The 19,244-nt window shown below is 55.8% G+C and carries 20 protein-coding genes and 1 tRNA gene; 14 read left to right on the top strand and 7 right to left on the bottom strand.

What is annotated here, in order from left to right; all coding sequences use genetic code 11:
* On the top strand, positions 1 to 1,027 hold a 1,027-nt coding region (locus SO058_RS09930; RefSeq protein ID WP_320842845.1), incomplete at its 5' end, for an alginate O-acetyltransferase AlgX-related protein.
* Between the two features lie 48 nt (positions 1,028 to 1,075).
* Positions 1,076 to 1,675 (top strand): hypothetical protein, encoded by a 600-nt coding sequence (locus SO058_RS09935; RefSeq protein ID WP_320842846.1) that lies wholly within the window; start codon positions 1,076 to 1,078, stop codon positions 1,673 to 1,675.
* Positions 1,676 to 1,717: 42 nt separating this feature from the next.
* On the opposite strand, the gene SO058_RS09940 is transcribed toward SO058_RS09935, so the two are convergent.
* The 4 genes from SO058_RS09940 to SO058_RS09955 all read right to left on the bottom strand — a co-directional run bounded on the left by SO058_RS09940 (position 1,718) and on the right by SO058_RS09955 (position 5,781).
* Positions 1,718 to 2,503 carry a class I SAM-dependent methyltransferase gene (locus tag SO058_RS09940; protein WP_320842847.1) on the bottom strand — a complete coding sequence of 262 codons (786 nt, stop codon included), beginning with the start codon at positions 2,501 to 2,503 and terminating at the stop codon, positions 1,718 to 1,720.
* A 19-nt stretch (positions 2,504 to 2,522) separates the two neighbouring features.
* A complete protein-coding gene (locus SO058_RS09945) occupies positions 2,523 to 3,734 on the bottom strand; it encodes an MFS transporter (RefSeq protein WP_320842848.1) in 1,212 nt (403 codons plus the stop codon).
* A 274-nt stretch (positions 3,735 to 4,008) separates the two neighbouring features.
* Positions 4,009 to 4,908: an NAD(P)/FAD-dependent oxidoreductase gene (locus SO058_RS09950; RefSeq protein ID WP_320842863.1), complete on the bottom strand. Its 900-nt coding sequence runs from the start codon at positions 4,906 to 4,908 to the stop codon at positions 4,009 to 4,011.
* A gap of 27 nt (positions 4,909 to 4,935) precedes the next feature.
* Entirely contained in the window at positions 4,936 to 5,781 is an 846-nt protein-coding gene (locus SO058_RS09955; RefSeq protein ID WP_320842849.1) for an aminotransferase class IV, read from the bottom strand.
* A gap of 107 nt (positions 5,782 to 5,888) precedes the next feature.
* Here SO058_RS09955 and SO058_RS09960 point away from each other — a divergent pair, with 107 nt between their 5' ends.
* Positions 5,889 to 6,440 (top strand): epoxyqueuosine reductase QueH, encoded by a 552-nt coding sequence (locus tag SO058_RS09960; RefSeq protein WP_320842850.1) that lies wholly within the window; start codon positions 5,889 to 5,891, stop codon positions 6,438 to 6,440.
* Positions 6,441 to 6,483: 43 nt separating this feature from the next.
* Positions 6,484 to 6,560: transfer RNA gene (locus SO058_RS09965), tRNA-Arg, on the top strand.
* 139 nt (positions 6,561 to 6,699) lie between these two features.
* On the opposite strand, the gene SO058_RS09970 is transcribed toward SO058_RS09965, so the two are convergent.
* A complete protein-coding gene (locus tag SO058_RS09970; protein WP_320842864.1) occupies positions 6,700 to 7,275 on the bottom strand; it encodes a site-specific integrase in 576 nt (191 codons plus the stop codon).
* Positions 7,276 to 7,777: 502 nt separating this feature from the next.
* Here SO058_RS09970 and SO058_RS09975 point away from each other — a divergent pair.
* The 6 genes from SO058_RS09975 to SO058_RS10000 all read left to right on the top strand — a co-directional run bounded on the left by SO058_RS09975 (position 7,778) and on the right by SO058_RS10000 (position 11,040).
* Positions 7,778 to 8,092 carry a hypothetical protein gene (locus SO058_RS09975; protein ID WP_320842851.1) on the top strand — a complete coding sequence of 105 codons (315 nt, stop codon included), beginning with the start codon at positions 7,778 to 7,780 and terminating at the stop codon, positions 8,090 to 8,092.
* Positions 8,089 to 8,232 (top strand): hypothetical protein, encoded by a 144-nt coding sequence (locus SO058_RS09980; protein ID WP_320842852.1) that lies wholly within the window; start codon positions 8,089 to 8,091, stop codon positions 8,230 to 8,232. The genes SO058_RS09975 and SO058_RS09980 overlap by 4 nt, the downstream gene beginning before the upstream one ends.
* A gap of 65 nt (positions 8,233 to 8,297) precedes the next feature.
* Positions 8,298 to 8,753 carry a phage holin family protein gene (locus SO058_RS09985; RefSeq protein ID WP_320842853.1) on the top strand — a complete coding sequence of 152 codons (456 nt, stop codon included), beginning with the start codon at positions 8,298 to 8,300 and terminating at the stop codon, positions 8,751 to 8,753.
* Positions 8,740 to 9,462, top strand: coding sequence for a CHAP domain-containing protein (locus SO058_RS09990; RefSeq protein WP_320842854.1), 723 nt, complete (start codon positions 8,740 to 8,742; stop codon positions 9,460 to 9,462). The genes SO058_RS09985 and SO058_RS09990 overlap by 14 nt, the downstream gene beginning before the upstream one ends.
* 12 nt (positions 9,463 to 9,474) lie before the next feature.
* The gene (locus SO058_RS09995; RefSeq protein ID WP_320842855.1) at positions 9,475 to 9,867 is read left to right on the top strand and encodes a hypothetical protein; all 393 of its coding nucleotides are present in this window, start codon (positions 9,475 to 9,477) and stop codon (positions 9,865 to 9,867) included.
* A gap of 189 nt (positions 9,868 to 10,056) precedes the next feature.
* Entirely contained in the window at positions 10,057 to 11,040 is a 984-nt protein-coding gene (locus SO058_RS10000) for a hypothetical protein (RefSeq protein ID WP_320842856.1), read from the top strand.
* 130 nt (positions 11,041 to 11,170) lie between these two features.
* Here SO058_RS10000 and SO058_RS10005 read toward each other — a convergent pair whose 3' ends face one another.
* Complete coding sequence (locus tag SO058_RS10005) at positions 11,171 to 11,467, bottom strand: hypothetical protein (RefSeq protein ID WP_320842857.1); 297 nt, start codon at positions 11,465 to 11,467, stop codon at positions 11,171 to 11,173.
* A 772-nt stretch (positions 11,468 to 12,239) separates the two neighbouring features.
* Here SO058_RS10005 and SO058_RS10010 point away from each other — a divergent pair.
* Together SO058_RS10010 and SO058_RS10015 are read left to right on the top strand one after the other, a co-directional pair.
* Complete coding sequence (locus tag SO058_RS10010; RefSeq protein WP_320842858.1) at positions 12,240 to 14,090, top strand: putative bifunctional diguanylate cyclase/phosphodiesterase; 1,851 nt, start codon at positions 12,240 to 12,242, stop codon at positions 14,088 to 14,090.
* Positions 14,091 to 14,277: 187 nt separating this feature from the next.
* Positions 14,278 to 15,345, top strand: coding sequence for a phosphotriesterase family protein (locus tag SO058_RS10015; protein ID WP_320842859.1), 1,068 nt, complete (start codon positions 14,278 to 14,280; stop codon positions 15,343 to 15,345).
* A 40-nt stretch (positions 15,346 to 15,385) separates the two neighbouring features.
* On the opposite strand, the gene SO058_RS10020 is transcribed toward SO058_RS10015, so the two are convergent.
* On the bottom strand, positions 15,386 to 15,904 hold the full coding sequence (locus SO058_RS10020; RefSeq protein ID WP_320842860.1) for a CarD family transcriptional regulator: 519 nt from the start codon (positions 15,902 to 15,904) through the stop codon (positions 15,386 to 15,388).
* Positions 15,905 to 16,172: 268 nt separating this feature from the next.
* Between SO058_RS10020 and rlmB the strand changes: the two genes are divergently transcribed.
* Positions 16,173 to 16,952, top strand: a complete 780-nt coding sequence (rlmB, locus tag SO058_RS10025) for a 23S rRNA (guanosine(2251)-2'-O)-methyltransferase RlmB (RefSeq protein WP_320842861.1) — start codon at positions 16,173 to 16,175, stop codon at positions 16,950 to 16,952.
* A gap of 20 nt (positions 16,953 to 16,972) precedes the next feature.
* Positions 16,973 to 19,186 carry a hypothetical protein gene (locus SO058_RS10030; RefSeq protein WP_320842862.1) on the top strand — a complete coding sequence of 738 codons (2,214 nt, stop codon included), beginning with the start codon at positions 16,973 to 16,975 and terminating at the stop codon, positions 19,184 to 19,186.
* The last annotated feature ends 58 nt before the right edge of the window (positions 19,187 to 19,244 follow it).

Consider the following 19,244-nt stretch of genomic DNA (forward strand, 5'->3'; position numbering starts at 1 on the left):
GCTGCTTTGCCTGATCCCGTCCGCTGGTATGCTGTTTGCGCCGGAAACGAAACCCGCGGGCAATGAACGCCTTGCGCCTATTCCAAAGCTGCTGACTGAGGAAAACGCGTTCAATCCCGCCGTGCTGGATGAGGTCACAAACTATGCGGCCGACCATTTTGCGCTCCGGCAGCAGATGGTGACGCTGAACGCCGCGCTGTATACCCGGCTGTTTGCCACCTCGCCTGCGCAGGACGTGATTTGGGGTTCGGACGGCTGGCTGTACTACGCAAAGACGCTGCCGGACTACCAAAACAGCGCTACGCTGTCCGAGGAACAGGCGCGGCAGGTTGCACAAACAGTGGCGGACATGCAGGCGTATTGTGAGGGAAAAGGCGCAAAATTCCTTTTTACCATCGCGCCAAACAAAAACTCCCTTTATCCAGAGTACATGCCGGAACGTTACCTGCAAAGCGGGGAGAAGGGGAACTATGAGAGAGTTGAGCCATATTTGCGTGAATTATCGGTAAATTATGCCGATTTATTTACATTTTTTAGCGCGCAGGAGGAAATCCTATATTTAAAGACCGATTCCCACTGGTCGAACAGGGGGGCGGCGCTTGTACACGATTTTTTGATGCAAAAGCTTGGACAGCCGCACACCGGATTTGCAGGGATGCCTTACGAAACGGCGGAGTCGCATCGCGGCGATCTGTATGAAATGCTGTATCCAGCCGGTACGGCGAGCGAAGCGCAACAGAAGTATGCCTTTTCGTTTAAACACGTCACGCCGCCGCGCTCGCCCGAGGATATCCTGATCCGGACGACGAGTGAAAAAGGGACCGGGCGGCTGCTGTTTTGCCGGGACTCGTTCGGCAACGCGCTGTATCCGTTTTTAGCCGAAGACTTTGCTGAGGCGACCGTCACGCGCGCCATGCCGTATCCGCTGGAGCAGGTGCAGCAGGGAGATGTGGTGATCGTCGAGATTGTCGAACGCAATTTGGGCAACCTGCTCAAATATCCCCCGGCGCTGCATGGAACAAAGTGAACACGAATTTCGTCGAAAAAGCAAACGCAATGAGAGGATGTTAAGACTATGAAACGAATTGCAGCAGGATTGCTGGCATTGATGATATGCGGCGGGCTGCTTGCCGGCTGCGGAAGCAAAGACGCAGAAGAACCCGCATCCAAGCCCGATGAAAACCAGCAGGACGTGATGCCTGAGGTCAAGCCCGAGGAAGATAAGGAGACGTCAGACAAGAACGACGGCGCGGATTCGTCCACGATGCCCTCCGAGGGCGGCGCATCGGACGCGCCCTCGGGCACGACCGAAAGCAAGCCCAAGCCGACCACGCCGCCGTCCAGCCAGCCGACAGGCGGCTCGGGCTCGTCCTCGTCGGGCAGCGGCAGTTCCGGCGCAGGAAACCAGGCGGGAGGAGGCTCGTCCGGTACACAGGCTCCGGCACCGGAGCCCCAGCCTGCGCCGCCCGAACCTGCAAAGCCGACGGCTTCGCAGGCGCAGGGCTATGTAGGACAGGCCGCGTCCAGCTTGAAAGCTGCGCTCGGCGCGCCGAGTTCGACCTCGTATTCACCCAGCTGCATGGGCGAGGGTGAGGACGGTATTTGGACATACGACGGATTTACAGTCTACACTTACCGGGAAAACGGCACAGAAACGGTGGAAGCAGTACAATAAACGAAAAGCGGTATGGAATCATTCCATACCGCTTTTTTGTGTTTACCGCCGCTTCAGGACGGTTATCGCAACGTAATGTAAAATATCAAAGCTTTCTGAATGCTGGGAGAGCATAGCGCGGTGCTCGGCTTCGAAAGAAGCGACCTCTGCCGCGGATAGGGAAGCATCAACGCCTCGGCAGGCCTTGATGCGGCCGTTCCAGCTTTCCCGGGTGAACGGGAGCTTGGCGTCGTAGACCTCCTGATGGTCGAGCGTGAAATACTGCCCATATGCGCCGGGAATGTCGATGGGCCGGCGCGTTTCCCCGCAGCCCGTCCACGATGGGTTGTATTTCAGGATCAGCCGTTCGCTTTCCCCGGCGATGGGGTCTTCAAACGGAAGCCAGGCCATGTAGACGACCGCCATCCTGCCGCCGGGCATCAGAAACCTGTGCGCTTTGGGGGCTAACACCGTATGGTCAAAATAAAAGAAGCACTGGCAGGCAGTGATCACGTCGAAAGATGCGTCCGGGAAATCGAGCGCCTCGGTCGGGCAGCAAAGAAAGGGGATGTCCATTCCGTTTTGCGCGGCAAGAAGCTTTGCCTGTTCGATTTGGCCTTCTGAGATGTCGGCGCCGGTAAATTTTGCGCCGTGGGCGTAGAGGTTTCGCGGCAGCACGCCGGTCCCGGTACCCAGATCCAGCACCTTCTGGCCAGCTACGCAAAGTCCCATTTGCGTGAGTTTTTGGTAAAGCGAGGGCGGGTAAATATCGCGGAAACGGGCGTAATCCGAGGAGGCTTTGCCCCAGTCGAAGCCCTTGCCGCCGTCGATGTCGTGCTTGCGGATCATAAGCTGTTACCCTCCATTTTTATACGTTTTTCAGCCTGCGGATGACCAGCAGGCTGATTATAGGGATGATCAGGATAGCGATCCCCGAAATCAGGAACCAGCGGGCGACGCCGTAAGCCTCAGCCACCGGGCCGGAGAGCAGCAGGCCGAGCGGCATGGTCAGCGAGAGCAGGCTGCCCATCAGCGAAAAGACGCGCCCCTGCGCCTCCTGCGGAATGGCCTCCTGCATGTAGGCGACGGTTGGAATGCCATAAAAGTTGCCGCTGCCGCCAAGGAACGTGCAGGCGACGGCGAACACCCAGAACCCCGCGATGCTGGGCGGCGTCAGGCCGGCGACCAGTGTGGATAATCCGATGCCCAGCAGCCCGAGGTGGGCAAACAGCAGCTTGTGCTTGATGTGTCCGAACAGCCCGACGATGCAGGACGTGAGCAGCATGCCGAGCGCGTAAGTAAACTCCACGATGCCGCCGTGAAAGGCGGAAAGATTGAAATAATCGCTCGTCATCAGCGGGTAGTAAGAGGCGAGCGGCATAAAAAACACCATGCAGCCGCCCGCCGCAAGCAGCAGGGCGCAGAGGGGCTTGTCCGCGGTAAGTGCCTGCCAGCCTGCACGGAATTCACGCAGGAAATGCGGCGCCTCCGCGTGCGTGTGCGGCGGCTCATCGATCTTGGTGACGCCCAGCGTCAGGTTAGCGGCAAGCGCGCCGAGCAGGTCGGTCAGCAATATGACGGGCAGCGGCAGCGCGCCGTACATCAGCGCGCCCAGCACGGGGCCGAGCATGAATGCGCCCGACTGCAGGAACTGCTGCCACGCGCCGACGCGCACCAGCTCGTCCTGCGGCACAAGCTGCGGGATGAGCGCCTGCATGGCCGGGGTTTGAAATACTGTGCCTACCGAACGCACGCCGAGCACAAGACAGGCAGACCAGTAAGGCGGCGCTTTGAGCAGAAACGCTGCGGCAAACGCGAGCGCGACCAGCCCCTGGAACAGGTCGGCCGCCATGACGACGGTCTTGCGCTTCATGCGGTCTATCCACACGCCGGCGAACGGGCCGAGCAACGTCTGCGGTAGAAACGCCACCAGACCGGAGAGCGCCATCATGAGCGGCGAGCCGGTCTCGCTCGCGAGCCACCAGATCAGCGCAAACTGCACGGCGCCCGAGCCGACGAGCGAAACGGTCTGCCCGGCCATAATGGTGAAAAATTTACGTTTCCATGGTTGTTTCAGCATAAATCCTCCATAACGGATCGGCGCTTTTTTGGATGCAAAAAAGCAGGCGGAACGCGCCCCTGGGGGCTCCGCCTGCTTTCAAGGACGACGAAAATATCCAACGGCCCGTTGGGGCGTGGATTTCGTTTACGCCGAAGAAGCATGACAAAGCAACCCAGAACACCGGTGTGGGCATCGATCCTGTCATTCTTTCATTCGCACGTAAACTTAAAACATCCATCGGTCTCCTTTTCACTGAAATGTTTGGCTATTATAACAAACGCGCTTGCCTTTGTCAAGCACGAAGATATTGCACGGCGGACATGGCGGCCTCCGCGCCGTCATGCACGGCTTTGGCAATCTGCAATAAACCGCCCGTACAGTCGCCCGCGGCGAACAGCCCGGGAACGGCGGTTTTGCCTTTTTCGTCGGTTACGATACGGTTGCCGTCAATTTGGGCGCCCAGCTTGCGGGCGAAATCGGCGCTGCCCGCCGTGCCATAGGCGATGAAGAGGCCGTCCACCGGGAGCGGCTCACCGCTTTGGAACTCGATTTGCGCGACCTTGTCTGCCCCGCCGACCGCCGCCACCGAACGGGTGTCAGCCGCGAGGCCATCCGGCAGGGCAGCGGGAATGGGTGCGCCGTTCGTCAGCAGCGTGACCGAGCCTGCGACCGGCAGCAGCGTACGGGCTTCCTCCAGCGCATAATCGCCCTGCCCAAGCACTGCGACCGGCCGGCCGCGGTAGAAAAACGCGTCGCAGACCGCGCAGTAGCTGACGCCGCGCCCCTCCAACGCCTGGATCCCGGGGATCTTCGGCACGGCGCGCGGCGCGCCGGTCGCAAGGAGGACGGCGCGGACGGGAAACGTTTCAGAGGTGGTTTTCACGGCAAAGCCGTTTTCCGCATATTCCACGCCGGTCACCTCAGCGTGGACGAGCCGGACACCCAGCCGTTCCGCCTGCGCACGTCCGCGCGCCAGCAGGTCAGCGCCTGAGATGGGGGCGGCAAAGCCGAAATAGTTTTCGATTTTGTCCGTTTTCTCCAGCGCGCCTCCATTCTGATAAAAGACGGTGGTTTCCATACCGGCGCGCGCCGCATAGATCGCCGCGGACAGCCCGGCCGGACCGCCGCCGATGATGATGACAGATGCCATGGCAGTTTCCTCACAATCCGATGGAAATGATGTACGGCGTATCGGAAAAACGCGCCGTTTTCTCGTTGCTTAGCGTGCGAGGTCGTCCTCGAACTTTTGCGCGTAAGCCTCCTGCAGCCGGCGCAGCAGCGCGGGCGCCTTGCCGCCGACCGGCTTGCCGTCGATCTCACTGACGGGGATGCAGTGCGAGCCGGTGGACAGCACGAGCACTTCGTCGGCCTGCATCAATTCGCATAGCGTAAACGGAGCGACGCGCACCGGGATGCCGAGCGATTCACAGAGCTGCATACAGTGCAGGCGGGTGATGCTGGGCAGGATCAGCTCGTCAGCCGGGGGCGTGCAGAAAGCGCCGGCCTTGAGCATTGCAAGGCCCGAGTGCGCCCCCTCGGTCACGCGCTCGCCGCGGTGGAACACCACTTCGTCACAACCGGCTTGCTGCGCTTGCTGAGAGGCCATTACGTTGGGGATGAGATTGAGCGTTTTGATGTTGCAGTGGAAAAAACGGGTGTCTTCGACCGAAAGCAATTTCAGCGGACGGTCGGGCTTATCGAGACCGCATGGCTCGATAAAGGCCATCAGCCGCGGGGCGGCGTCCTTGGGGAAAGCATGCGTGCGGTGTGCCGCGCCGCGCGTGGCCTGCCAATACAGCACGTGGTCGCCGTTCGAATCCAGACGGCTGCACAGGTCATAAAACAGGGCGGACAGCTCGTCCCGCGTCATGGGCGGCGCGATTTCGAGAAGCGACAGGCTTCTGAAAAAACGGTCCAGATGGTCGTCTAGCGCAAAGATTTTTTTGCCGCGGACAATGGCGGCGTCGTATACGCCGTCTCCAAAATAGAGACCGCGGTCGGTGATCGGCGCTTTGATTTCGTCGATTCGGCCGATTTCTCCATTATAATAGGCCACATCATGCATGATTGAGGCCCCCTTTCCAACTTGATAGGCTTAGTATACTGGAAAAAACCGCCCTTTGCAAGACAGCGGCGGTGTGATACAATACAAAAACGGGAGAGTGATCGCGAATGAAAACACTGCTGCATATTTGCTGCGCGCCGTGCTCGATCGCCTGCGTGGATATGCTGCGCGAGGAGGGCATCGAACCGACTGGGTTTTGGTATAATCCGAATATCCATCCGTTTACAGAGTATAAAATGCGAAAAAATACGCTTGTCGAATATGCGAAAAGCATCGATTTGAAGCTGGAGATTGAAAATGAATACGGGTTGCGCCGGTTTATTGAGGGCGTTTATCCGGCGTTTGACAACCGGTGCGCGTTCTGCTACCGGCTCCGGTTCGAGGAGACTGCGCGCTATGCCGCTGAAAACGGGTTTGGCCAGTTTACGTCGACCCTGTTTGTCAGCCCGTACCAGAATCACGGGCTGATGCGCAGCGTCGCCAAGGAGGCCGCAGAGAAATATGGCGTCGCTTTTCTGAACCACGATTTTTCACCCCGCTTCCGAGAAGGGCAGGATAAGGCGCGGGAGCTGGGGCTATATATGCAGAAATACTGCGGCTGCATTTTTTCCGAGGAAGACCGGTATAAAAAGAAGCCGAAAAAACGCAAACCGGAATAACTTTACAAAACCCGGGCAGTCTGTTATAATACCATACGTACCCGCGCCCGTAGCTCAGCTGGATAGAGCGTTGGACTCCGACTCCAAAGGCCGTGCGTTCGAATCGCATCGGGCGTACCATGAAAACCGTCTGTTTCGTTTGAAACGGGCGGTTTTTTATATTTTTTGATAGGGTTGTGTAAACTGGATTTTGAGGTTGGGGTTTGTTTGGGGTTTATTACGCAAAAAACGCCCTCCCGTTTTGGGAGGACGTTTGAATTTACGCTTGCTTTTTTACGGGATGCAAAATATCTTGTAAAGTTTCTGCGGCGGCTTCGTCGGCTGACTTAATGGCGTGAGAATAAATTTTACTGGTGGTCGTTGTGTTTGCGTGACCAAGTCGTTTCGCTACGGTCTGGAGGTTTGTTCCGGCTGCAATCAACAGCGTTGCGTAGGTGTGGCGCAAGCTGTGGATGTGGATAGGCGGCAGACCATTCTTCGTCACAAACTTATGAAACCACCCGGTAATTGAATCGGGCCGTATGGCGCGGCCGTCCCAACGAGTAAACACACGATCGGTATTCTGCCAAACATCCCCCAGTTTTAGCCGCTCTTGCAATTGCCAGCCTCGCTGCTCGTGCAAGGCTTCGATGGCAGCGGATGAAATTTTTATGCACCGCTCGGAAGATTCGTTTTTCGTTTTGTCCGCAAAAATTCCTTTTCCCGCAATGTAAAGCGAGGAACGGCGAATATGCAACAGTGAGTGCTCGAAATCAACGTCTTTCCATTCCAGTCCACATAATTCGCCACGGCGTAAGTCAGGGCGGTGAGTTGGGATTTCTTGGCGCAGGCCAATATAATCATAATGGGAAGGGCGAGGATAATGGCCTTAATCTCGTAGGGGCAATTCGAACTAGTATATTTTGTAGAAACAACATAAATTCCTCGCTGAGCGGGATATTTACACAGTCAGTATTCGTTGGGATATCATGTTCGATGCTGACAGGCAGTTTTCCGAATAGCTATCTAATGTATGTCACATATTCTTTTTTCAATGGGGCCTTTACGAATTCATTGTTTTTTTATATATCACAGTCCCAAATAGGAGGAACAGTCGGAGGGTCAATAATCGGCAGAACAGCAAGAGGAGCAATTAGAGCCAGCTTGCAAACAGTGATGTGCCCAAGCGCCGACAATACGCAAATAATGGGCTCGTTTAATACAAGGGATCTATCACGGCTTGCCGAGATCGACGGCGCAAAGACACTGACCACAAACGCGGCGGAAAATGCTGTGCTATGTTGGCGGGATGCAAATAATGCCGAGCGGGTCGAGATTTTGCCATAAAGGAGACTGATATGATTTATTTAGAGTATACGGTGAATAGTGTGCGCGAGGTCTCGCCGGGGTACATAACGGAAACGGGGGAATATGTGGAACCGGTATTGGAGACGGTGCCGGTGACGCGAAACTTTACCTGCGCCACGCAGGAGGAAAGCCAGACGGCGGCGGAGCGAATACGGGCGGTATATGGCGTGGAGCCGTTATACCGGGAGATCGTGGACGAGCCGACGACAGACGAGGTGCTGCTGGATCTGGCGGCAGACCATGAATACCGGCTGTCATTGATGGAACTGGGATTAACCGATACGGATTTAGGAGGACAAGCATGAGTACAGTATTTAATCTTTGCAAGAAGCTGATCGCGCTGGGGCGCACGGACGGTTTGCAAGACAAGATGGATGTATATCTGGCGGCAGACCGCTTGACAGCGGAGGAATATGCCGAGCTGGTCAATATGTTGGGTGGTTAACCGATAGACGGCAAAATCCCCGCCTATGAGATGATAGGCGGGGAAGCGGAAGAAAGGACAGGCTTATGGAATCTATAATGAACGTTAAAAATCTGGTGCTGGCCGGCCTTGCAATGGTAGGCGGCACGCTGGCAAAACTATTCGGAGGGTGGGACGCGGCTTTGCAGGTGTTGGTGGGCTTGATGGCCGCAGACTACATAACGGGTGTGCTGGTGGCGTTGTTTTGGCAGCGCTCCAACAAATCCGACACAGGTGCGCTTGACAGCAAGGCGGGCTTCCGGGGCATCTGCAAAAAGGGCATGATTTTACTGCTGGTCTGGCTGGGCGTGATGCTGGAAAACGCGACGGGCGCGGGCGTGTTCCGCACGATGATCGTGCTGTTTTTCATCGGGAACGAGGGGCTTTCGCTATTGGAAAACATCGGATTGATGGGCGTACCGTATCCCGAATTTTTACGCAAGGCGCTGGAGAGCATGAAGCAGAAAGGCGACGAGGGAGGCGACGGCAATGGGAATGGCTGATAAGGTGCTTGCCGCCGCCGAGAGGTGGCTTGGCTACCTCGAAAAGCGCAGCAACTCGCAGCTCACTAGCCTCGGGGCAAATGCGGGGGACGGCAATTACACCATCTTTGCGGTGCGTTACAAGGAGCGCTGGGGCGAGGATTATCAAGCTCAGCCGTGGTGCGCTGTGTTTGTGTCGGACATGCTGTTCGAGGGCTGCGGCAGGGAGATCGTGCCGCACTTTGCGTACTGCCCTTACAGCGTGGAGGGTTTTAAACGTCGCGGTCAGTGGCACAAGGACAAGCCCAAGCGCGGGGATGTGATCTTTTTCCGGGACAGCCGGGGTGTAGCCTGTCACGTAGGGCTGGTGTCTAGCGTGGGTGGCGGCAAGGTCGTGACAATCGAGGGCAACACCTCCAGCGCGGCGGGGGTGGTTGCAAATGGCGGCTGTGTGCGTAAGAAAAGCTATGATTTGAATTATGCCGGGATTCTCGGATACGGGCGACCGGCCTATGAGGAGGACGAGGAAATGAGCTATGAGCAGTTTAAGGCTTATATGAGCCAATACCAGAAAGAGCAGGAGAAGAACGCCAACGTACCTAAATCAGCGGAAAAGGCGTGGCCTATGGCGAAAGACGCGGGCGTGCTGGACGGCACCATGCCGAATGCACCGCTGACACGCGCGCAGTATGCGGTGACGCTCCAGCGGTTGGGTTTGATCGGCAAGTAAAGGAGGCGCGATATGGCTTACAATAAGAATACCGACTATCAGGCCAAGATTAACGATGCGGTTAGTAAGGGGGACTATCACTCTGCGGCCAAGTATGAGCAGCAGCGCAACGAGAAGATTTCCCAGACCGGAGACACCAAGCACCAGCAGACGGACAAATACTCCAAATATCTCAATGGCGGAGGTTCGTCTGGCGGCTCTTTTGGCGGGTCTAGCGGGTCGTCGGGGTCGGGCGGCGGGTCGAACGGACTTTGGAATAAAGACGTAGACTATATGGCATTGATGCAGAGCGCGGCAGATAGTGGCGATTATATATCCGCAAACGTGGAGGCTCCGCACCTGCATTTGAGCGCGTGGAAAAACGGGAAGCCGATTGACCCGGCGACGATGATTCCGGGATTTTAGGTTTTGGATGATAGAAACACCCCTCTGGCCGGATGGCTGGAGGGGTTTTTATTACTTTAAAAGTGGACTTTCCATAGGTGGAGAAAAAAACAGGGGTATTTTGTATGAAAATCCATATCATGAATTGCGGACTTGTGTTATGCTTTTTAAATAAAGAATTTAAGTTTATTTGGAAAAGGAGATAATGATATGGAAGAAAGGGAATTATATCATCTTCCTGAAATATGGAAAGATACGGGCTATTCTGTCTTGGAATTGGAATACTGTGAGGATAGAATGCTGCAAATAGACGATAGAGAAACCACCACTTTGCCTGTCACTACTGGAATTGTTACAACCATACACTTTGACGAAAGATTTATTAAATCACATCTCAATGTACTTATTCTATCTTCTTGTCCAATGGATACTAAATATGGCATTACATTTGAGGAAGTATTCAACATATTCTCTTGCATGGCTTTTGACGGAGATACAAAGGAAAGGGTTGTCGGTGTAGGCTATGATTTGTACTTTATGTATTACTCCAAAACTGATTTAAAAGGAGACCCACGTCGTGTAGAGTCTGATTTTTGTGAAAGGGTAGCTTTTGAGACTTACCTTGACCCTTTTTCAGAAGCAGTAATAAAATTTGATATAGTTATTTCGATGCAAGAATATTTCCATGATAACACCTTGTTTGTAGGTGATACGCAATATTATAAGCCCTCTATAGATAAGAAAAACACCATAGTCATAAGATTGAACCCATATCGTCTCAATGTTATAAATAGAGATGGTAAAATAAATCTGGGTGATTTCTTTCACGACTTCAGAGAAAACGAATACGCGCTTTGGGGATCTAATTTTCAAGATATAGAGTTAATCGAAAAAATGAGAAAAGAAGCAAGGCGTCTATTTAACGATTTAGCATCCATAGACGGCACACAAATGCAAAATTTGCTGTTTTTATTAACGCATGAGTTATGTCATGCGATAGACTACAAAATGGTCAACGACAGGTTTAATCCCGATCAAATGGCAGGCTCAAACCAGTGCATATATGCCTTTGCCGCCTACTGTGACAACTTGGCCAGTTATAGCGGAAACATTGAATGTGATGAATACAGAAAAGTAAAATGGGTTTTGATGAATGACAAAGCCGCCTTTTTTAATACCTACCAGGTTAGATAAAGATAAGCTGATACTCTGCGATTTCGGCAAACAGTCTACTGGAATGATGACTGACTTCGACTGAATTTGCACCAATTCGGGCGCATAATACAAATACACGCCCATTTCCGTGCCGCTCCGAACGGGGCTTTTATCTTTTTTCTACAAACCAACTCCCATCATCCCGCCGCCAGACAAACGTATTGCGCTTACCAACCCGTACGCCATAGCGGAGTGCTTTCATATCATCATCGTACCGGCTGCCGTGTACGCGGTCTATCTTGTATTCGCGTCCGTCAGGCCAGACCACAACGGCGGGGAAGTCCAGCCCATCAACGCGCCGTGTGCGCACCTCGACGTTTACGATTTTCCGCCGCTGTGGGATTCTATCCCGGTGCACCGACCGTCCATAGTAAGCGTTGCCGCTGGTAAAGTCCTCGTCTTTCATACCTATCACCGAGGATAGGTTGCCTCGCTATGAGCACTCTATATACAGACAGCAATGCTTTATTACGTTGGGGTTTATTTGGGGTTTGTTTTTTCGAAAACGTACATTTTGGGGTTTGAAAGTATGAATAAAATTAAGGGATAAACCGCAAAATTAGATAAAATAAATCAAAAGTTGAAACAATTAACGCGAAAATCAGCACTCCGACTCCAAAGGCCGTGCGTTCGAATCGCATCGGGCGTACCATGAAAACCGTCTGTTTCGTTTGAAACGGGCGATTTTTTTATATTCCGGCACTGCCTTTTTAGCCTCTTACCAGATGATAATCATTTCGGTAGTTTGCCGAGGAGACTTTATAGGGAATCGCTTGTGAGAAGATGCGATCGTCTGACGGGTATTCTAGTCGACTGTAACGCTGTGGCAGTAGATCAGGTAAATCTTTTCTGACGGGTTGTGGTTTCCGCCAAACGCCAAATTGCCCGGCGAATAAGCGATTTGTTTACCCTTGTAGGTTTCAACTTTAATGTTTCTCAATATATCATAAAATGGCGTTTGGGGGCAAGCAATCGCGTGGAATGCGAACTGGAGGTGCTGCTTTGCGCCGCTTAACTATGTGCTGCCATGACATGGCCACTTGCATTCCATCGCGCAATCGTCTAAAATAATACTAATTATAGGAAGCTACTCAATGCTCTAGCATAGAAGGCGGCAGAGGCGGCACTCGAAGGGATGGATAGAGGGGAGAGACCATCAGGCTGTTGGGGGATAAACAATGAAACGTTTTTTTATAAGAGGATTGACAGTGCTGTTTACGCTCCTGATCCTCTTCGGAGGGATCACACTTCATACAGTGATCCAATCCCAGGCGAACGGGCAGCTAATTAATTATGTGGGCATCGTACGTGGCGCAGCCCAACGGCTGGTCAAACTGGAATTGGCGGACAAGCCGAATGATGAACTGATTCAATATCTGGACGATATCATAAACGAGCTGGTTAGCGGCGACGGGCCTTACGGCCTGCCGACCCCGCAGGATTCAACATATCAAGAAAATCTGAAAATTCTGGATCGCATGTGGAAGCAAATCAAGGGTGGAGTTTCTGCTTACCGCAATGAAGAAACAGGCGGCGATGCGCTTCTGCTGCTCAGCGAAGCCTATTTCATACAAGCGAATGACACGGTTTTCGCCGCGGAAGCCTACTCAAACCGTCAGACTCATGTCTTGCTGACCGTCTGTATCGTGATGCTGGTCATTATGCTGCTGACGTGGGTGTTTATTTTGTTTGCCTTTTCAAAAAACCTGCTGAGTTTGGAAAAGAGCAATAAAAAGTTGAGTGATCTGGCGCGGCGGGACACGCTGACCGGCGTTTACCTGATCGACACATTCAAGGAAAAAGCACAGCAGCTTCTGGACGATCTGCCGGGCGAACGCTTTGCAGTGCTGTATACAGACTTTGCAGATTTTAAATATATTAACGATGTGTTCGGCTACGCCTATGGGGACAATGTGCTTTCCCATTATGGTGATATCCTGCGCGCCGGGCTGCGGCAAAACGAGCTGTGCGGGCGCGTGTCGGCTGACAATTTCGTGCTGCTGCTGCGCTATGAGGACCGCGCGGAGATCGTATCGCGCCAACGACAGGCAGATAAACAGATACGCGGCTTTATGCATGATTCCTGCGATGGGCAGTGGCTGTCTACCTGCTGCGGGATCTGCTGCGTGGAGGACATCTCTGAGGATCTGAAAATCGATGTGCTGCTCGACCGGGCGAATTTCGCCCGCAAGACGGTCAAGACCGGCACCCGGCAAAACTACGTCTACTATGATGAAAGCATCCGCACCCGCTTGCGGGAAGAAAAGGACATCGAAAACCGGATGCAGACAGCGCTGGAACGGCGCGAGTTCACCGTGTATTACCAGCCGAAAGTCGATCTTCGGACGGGGAAGATCGGAGGCGCGGAAGCGCTGGTGCGCTGGCAGACGCAGGACGATACGGTGATCGGGCCGGACCGGTTCATTCCGGTGTTTGAACGCAAATTTATGATTGCACAGCTCGATCAGTTCGTGCTGGAAGAGGTGTGCCGCTGGCTGCGCCGCCAGCTGGACGCGGGCAAACGGGTGCTTCCGGTGTCGGTCAATGTATCCCGGTTGCAGTTTTATGACCAGAACTTTGTGGAACGGTATGTGGAGATACGCGAACGCTACCAGATCCCGCCGCAGCTTCTGGAGATCGAATTTACAGAAACGATCGCAGTAGAGAATACCAGCCTGCTGGTCGCCACGGTGAACAAGCTCAAGCGGGCGGGCTTTTCCTGCGCGATCGATGATTTTGGAAAGGGTTATTCCTCGCTCAGCCTGCTCAAGAGCCTGCCGATCGATACGCTCAAGGTGGACGGCTTTTTCTTCTCGGAGGGAGCCGACAGAGAGCGGGACATGGCTGTGGTGCAAGGCGTGATCGATTTGGTGAAGAAGTTCCGTGTGAATACCGTGGCCGAGGGGGTGGAGCATGCGGAGCAGGTGGAATACCTGCGGAAAATCGGCTGTGACTTTATCCAGGGCTATGTGTTTTACCGGCCCATGCCAAAAGGGGAGTATGAAAAGCTGCTGGATGATGGGAAGTAATTTTACGCCTCTTTTTATTTGACAAAGAAAAAATGCTTTGGTACAATAATACCACATTAAGAATAGCGATGCCACGCGCGGTCAGGACTGCCGCGCGGCAGATGTGGAAAAGCCATGGATGCTTTATCGGAAACGATTGGGCATCCATGTTTTTTTGTCAAAATAAAACTGGAAAGGGAGCATTGCAATGGGAACTGTCATGACTGTCCTTGGGCCGATCGATTCGGCAAAATTGGGAAAAACGCTGCCGCATGAGCATATTTTCTGTGATTTTACCTGCTTTCTGCTCAAACCGCAGAACGCGGCGGAAGAGGCGTTCATGGAGGAAAAAGTGACGCTTGCAAACCTGCACGCCGTGCGGAGCAACCCATATTCCAACCGCGACGAGTGCGTGCTGGACGATATGGACACCGCGCTGTATGAAATCGCAGAATTTAAAAAATACGGCGGGCAGACCATCACAGAGCTGTCGCTGCCCGGCTGCGGACGCGATCCCGTCCGTCTTGCAGAGGTTTCCCGCCGCGCGGACATCCATATCATTTGCGGTACCGGGCATTACATTGACTCGACGCTGCCGGATATCGTTTACCAGTCGACCAGCGACCAGCTTGCCGACCTATACATCAGCGAATTTAAGAACGGCATCGGTGATACGGGCGTCCGCCCGGGCATCATCGGTGAGATCGGCACCAGCGCTGTGATCACCGGGCAGGAGGAAAAGGTGCTGCGCGCCGCGGCGCGCGCCCATCACGACACCGGCATGGCAATCACCATCCATCTGGACCCCGCCGCGCGCCGCGGGCATGAGGTGCTGGATATCCTAGTTAAAGAAGAGGGCGTTGCGCCCGAACGCATCATCCTCGGGCACTTGGGGTTTGTGCTCGCCCATAAGGACTTGGAGCCGCATGAGGCGATGGATCATCTGCTGAGCTTGGCAAACCGCGGATGCTACGTGCAGTTCGACCTCTGCGGCAATACGACCGTCTATAAAAAGGAAGTCGGCTCGTGGGTGCTGCCGACCGACCTGCAGCGCACCAAAGCGATTTACAAGCTGTGCAGCCACGGGTTCAGCGACCGCATCCTGTTGTCGCATGATCAGGGGCTCAAGCATTTCCTCATGTCCTATGGCGGCTGGGGGTACAGCCATGTGCTAAGCGATTTCCAGCGGTATTTGGGTGAAGTCGGCGTGGAGCCGCATATCGCTAAAAAATTTAGCCTTGATAATCCGGCGCGCGTGCTGCCGTTCGACGTTTAGAACAAAAGGGCCGCCCTACGGGGCGGCCCTTTTACTTCGCTTATTGTACGGTGGTCTCCAGTTCAGCGACCGTTTGCTCAATATATTGCTGTACACCCTCGGGCTGGATGCCGAGTGCCGCGCCCAGTTCGCCGTAAAGCAGATCCTCGGCGCGCTTCATATAGCGCTGGTCGATCTGGCTCAGGTTTTTACGCTGCAGACGGGCGTTTTGGTTTTTGGTGTAAATGGTTTTGATCAGCCGCACCAGCTCGGTGCAGTCGTGCGTGCGCAGTGCGTTTTGGTAATATTCCGCCGCCAGCTTCATGTTGCGGCTGTCGAGCTCCTGCTCCTCAATCCCAGGAATCTGCGTGATTAACTCGAGCGCTTTTTGCCGCGTCAGCGCCGGGCGCATGAACTGGTTTGCATCGACCGGGGTATAGATCACCTCGGTGCGGTACAGCGGCGTCAGTGTATAATACAGCGTGTCCGCCTCGCCGCCAAGCTCTGGCTTTGGGCCGATCTCAGTCACCCTGCAAATGCCGTTCATCGCATAAACAATCAGATCTCCTACTTGATACAATATTTGACCCCTCTTTATCCAAAAATAAACAGATACGGATTTGAGAACCAGATTTTTGTTCTCAAAAGAAAAGATAATATATTTATTTTAGCATATTTTTCATGAAAATGTAAGAAGAATTTTCATATTGTTGAAAAACAGCGTCCCAAAGCATGGATATCCGCATGCGAACTTTGTATAAATTTCGGGTTTTCACACATGCGCCGTTGAATCTGGAGTGTCGTATATGGTATAATTCTAACGATTGAAGTTTGTTGGGAGAAAAAATATGTCCAATCAATATCAAAAAAAGCATCCGGAGCGGGACGGCCGCCCGGAGGATGACGGCACGCTCCTGGAAGGGCGAAACGCCGTGCTGGAAACGCTGCGGGCCGCCCGCCCGGTCGATAAGGTGTTTTTGGCGGACGGTTCGCGCAACGGCGATATCGCGGCCGAGGCCAAGCGTGCGGGCGTACCGGTGGTGCAGTGCGACCGCCGCAAACTCGACCATATGAGCCCGACCGGCAACCACCAGGGTGTAATCGCACAGGTGGCCGCGCAGGAATATGCCGCGCTGGAGGAGCTGTTCGCAGCGGCAGATGCGCGGGGCGAAGCGCCGCTCTTTGTCGTGTGCGACGGTATTGAGGACCCGCACAATCTGGGGGCGATCATCCGGTCGGCGGAAACGGCGGGGGCGCATGGGGTCATCATCCCCAAGCGGCGGGCGGTCGGGCTGACGGCCGCGGTCGCGCGCGCGGCTGCCGGTGCGCTGGCGCATATCGGTGTGCACAAGGCGGGCAATCTCGCGCAGACGCTTGACGAACTCAAGCAGCGCGGCGTCTGGCTGTTCGGCGCGGAAGCCGACGGCAACGCGCCGCTGTATGAGGCCGAATTTGACCGTCCCTGCGCGTTGGTAATCGGCTCGGAGGGGCAAGGGCTCAGCCGCCTCACCCGAGAGAAATGTGATTATATCGTCAGCATCCCGATGCGGGGCAGGGTCAATTCACTCAACGCATCGAACGCCGCCGCCGTGCTGCTGTTCGAGGCCGTGCGCCGCCGTATGAAATAGATCGAAAGGGGACCCGGGATATGGACAGAAAAGACGAGACCATGAACCTTGACGCGCTCAAGGATTTGCTCAGCGATGTGCCCGACGGCGGAGAATTTGATCTGGATTCGATCATCGCTGAAGTAGAGGGGCTGGGAACAGCCGAGCCCAAACGTCCGGCGGCGGCCATGCCGGAAGCGCCCGCTGCGGCGCCGCGTCCGGCCGAGCCCGCGCGTCCCGCACCGCAGCCCGTTGCGCCGCGGCAGACTGCGCCCAGGCAGGCGCCGCGCCGCGCGCCCGAACCGGCGGAGGACGAGCTGCCCGACCTGTCCGCGTTTGAAGAAGAGGAAATCGACCCGCGCGAGGAACGCCGTGCCGCCCGCGCGGCCAAGGCAGCGCAGAAAGCGGATCGAGAAACCGCCAGACAGGCCCGCCGCGCGGAAAAACAGGCCGCGCGCATGGCGGAGGACGATGAGGACGAGGCATACGGCGAAGAGCCGCCCGCCCGTGCCCCACGCGCCCGCGCGGAGCGCATGAGCAAAAAGGAGGCGCGCGCCGCCCGTCTGGCCGCCGAGCTGGATGAGGAGGAGGACGATATCGAGCTGCGCGACCCGATGCAGGCGCAGCGTGCGTTACAACGCCGCGCGCAGGGGCTGAACGCGCGTTCGATCATCGTGCTGATCCTGGCCGTGCTCGCGGCGTACCTGAGCCTTGCCCCGCAGTTTGAGGCACTGCCGCTGCCCATCGTGCTGGATGCGGGTCAAAACCCGGCGATCGCCATCGGCGCGCTAATGCTGCTACAGTTTATCGCGCTGTTTGTAGGCGTCGATGTGTTTGGGCTGGGATTCGTCAGCCTGTTCCAAGGCACGCCCGACCGGTCGACGCTGGTCTCTGTTGCGATTCTCGCGTCTCTCCTGCACGGCGCGTCCATCATCGTGTTTGACAATCAGGCGGGCGTTGAGATCCCGTATCTCGCGGTGAGCATCCTGATGCTGTACGCCTCGATGCGCGAGGAGCGCGGCCGGTTTGCCGCGCGGGCGCGCGCCTATAAGGCGTTCTCCTCCGCCGAACAGCCGATGGCGGTATACAGCCATTACGACCGCGAGGACGATGTATGCCGTGCCCTCAAGGGACCACTGCACCAGCGTGAGGACTTTCTGCGCGAGATGGAGCGCCCGGACACGGTCGACCGCTTTTCTATGATCTATGTGCCGATCGCGCTGGCCGCTTCGATCATCTTCGCGCTGGTCGCCTCGGTCGGCCGGGGCGAGCCGGTACGGTTTTTCTGGGCGTTTTCCGCGTTGCTGTCTGTCTCCGCGCCGCTTGGGCTGCTTTGCGCGTTCGGCGCGAGCTATAAGAATGTTTCCCGGCGGCTGCTCGGCTCAGGCGCGGCGCTTGCGGGCGCGCGGCAGGCGAGCCTGCTGCGCGGCACCGAAGAAGTGGTGCTCAGTGAAAACGATCTGTTTCCGGCGGGTTCTGTGTCGCTCGAGGCGCTGCAGAACATGGGCCGCTTGGGCGACGACCAGATCTTGGCCTATGCCGCCGCGCTGACGAGCGCGGCGGGCCTCGAGGTCGGCCGCGTGCTGTCCGAGACGCTGCGCGAACGCTATGGCACGGCCGCGCAGGCGCGGAACCTCCAGATCGTGGAGGGCGGCGTTGCCGGCGAGATCGGCGGCAGCCGCGCGGTTTTGGGCACGGCGGCGCTGATGGTTCAGATGGGCGTGCGGATGCGCGCCGGGCAGGACGCAGGCAAGTGCTACGCCTACCTCGTGGTGGACAACGCGCTCGCAGGCGTGCTCACACTGCGCTACCAGCCGACGAAGCACACCTATCAGGCAATGCGCCTGATGCGCCGGATGCATATGAGCGCTTCGCTCGCTGTGCGCGATTTCAACATCTCCCCGGCCATGGTCGAAAGCGAGTTCGATCTCCGGCGCGGCTTTGCCGACCAGCCGGACTACGACGCGGTCACGCTGATGCTGGACCCGGCTTATACGCAGGGCGACGCGCCCGCGGCTATCCTGACGCGCGAGGGCGCGGGGCCGTTCGTGCAGGTGCTGCGATGCGCGGACAAGCTGGCCGGCGCGGTGCGCTCGTGCCTGACGCTGGGCGCGTTCGCAGGCATCTGCGGCCTGCTGATCGTGTTTTACCTGGTGTTCCAGAACGCGGTTACGGCGCTGCCGGTCATGCATCTGCTGCTGTATCTTCTGCTTTGGTATCTCCCGGCGTTTATCATTACGCAGCAGACCCATTAAGTAAAATAGGCGTGGGGCGCAGTTTAGCGGCCCCCCCCGGGTTGGTTTTTATGGGGAT

Origin of the sequence: Agathobaculum sp. (genome assembly GCF_034098985.1) — a bacterium.
Lineage (GTDB): Bacteria > Bacillota > Clostridia > Oscillospirales > Butyricicoccaceae > Agathobaculum.

What these genes read in the sequence shown, in the direction of transcription:
- SO058_RS09935 (WP_320842846.1), top strand. Translation starts at nt 1,076, where the DNA reads ATGAAACGAATTGCAGCAGGATTGCTGGCATTGATGATATGCGGCGGG.
- SO058_RS09940 (WP_320842847.1), bottom strand. Translation starts at nt 2,503, where the DNA reads ATGATCCGCAAGCACGACATCGACGGCGGCAAGGGCTTCGACTGGGGC.
- SO058_RS09945 (WP_320842848.1), bottom strand. Translation starts at nt 3,734, where the DNA reads ATGCTGAAACAACCATGGAAACGTAAATTTTTCACCATTATGGCCGGG.
- SO058_RS09955 (WP_320842849.1), bottom strand. Translation starts at nt 5,781, where the DNA reads ATGCATGATGTGGCCTATTATAATGGAGAAATCGGCCGAATCGACGAA.
- SO058_RS09960 (WP_320842850.1), top strand. Translation starts at nt 5,889, where the DNA reads ATGAAAACACTGCTGCATATTTGCTGCGCGCCGTGCTCGATCGCCTGC.
- SO058_RS09975 (WP_320842851.1), top strand. Translation starts at nt 7,778, where the DNA reads ATGATTTATTTAGAGTATACGGTGAATAGTGTGCGCGAGGTCTCGCCG.
- SO058_RS09980 (WP_320842852.1), top strand. Translation starts at nt 8,089, where the DNA reads ATGAGTACAGTATTTAATCTTTGCAAGAAGCTGATCGCGCTGGGGCGC.
- SO058_RS09985 (WP_320842853.1), top strand. Translation starts at nt 8,298, where the DNA reads ATGGAATCTATAATGAACGTTAAAAATCTGGTGCTGGCCGGCCTTGCA.
- SO058_RS09990 (WP_320842854.1), top strand. Translation starts at nt 8,740, where the DNA reads ATGGGAATGGCTGATAAGGTGCTTGCCGCCGCCGAGAGGTGGCTTGGC.
- SO058_RS09995 (WP_320842855.1), top strand. Translation starts at nt 9,475, where the DNA reads ATGGCTTACAATAAGAATACCGACTATCAGGCCAAGATTAACGATGCG.
- SO058_RS10000 (WP_320842856.1), top strand. Translation starts at nt 10,057, where the DNA reads ATGGAAGAAAGGGAATTATATCATCTTCCTGAAATATGGAAAGATACG.
- SO058_RS10005 (WP_320842857.1), bottom strand. Translation starts at nt 11,467, where the DNA reads ATGAAAGACGAGGACTTTACCAGCGGCAACGCTTACTATGGACGGTCG.
- SO058_RS10010 (WP_320842858.1), top strand. Translation starts at nt 12,240, where the DNA reads ATGAAACGTTTTTTTATAAGAGGATTGACAGTGCTGTTTACGCTCCTG.
- SO058_RS10015 (WP_320842859.1), top strand. Translation starts at nt 14,278, where the DNA reads ATGGGAACTGTCATGACTGTCCTTGGGCCGATCGATTCGGCAAAATTG.
- rlmB (WP_320842861.1), top strand. Translation starts at nt 16,173, where the DNA reads ATGTCCAATCAATATCAAAAAAAGCATCCGGAGCGGGACGGCCGCCCG.
- SO058_RS10030 (WP_320842862.1), top strand. Translation starts at nt 16,973, where the DNA reads ATGGACAGAAAAGACGAGACCATGAACCTTGACGCGCTCAAGGATTTG.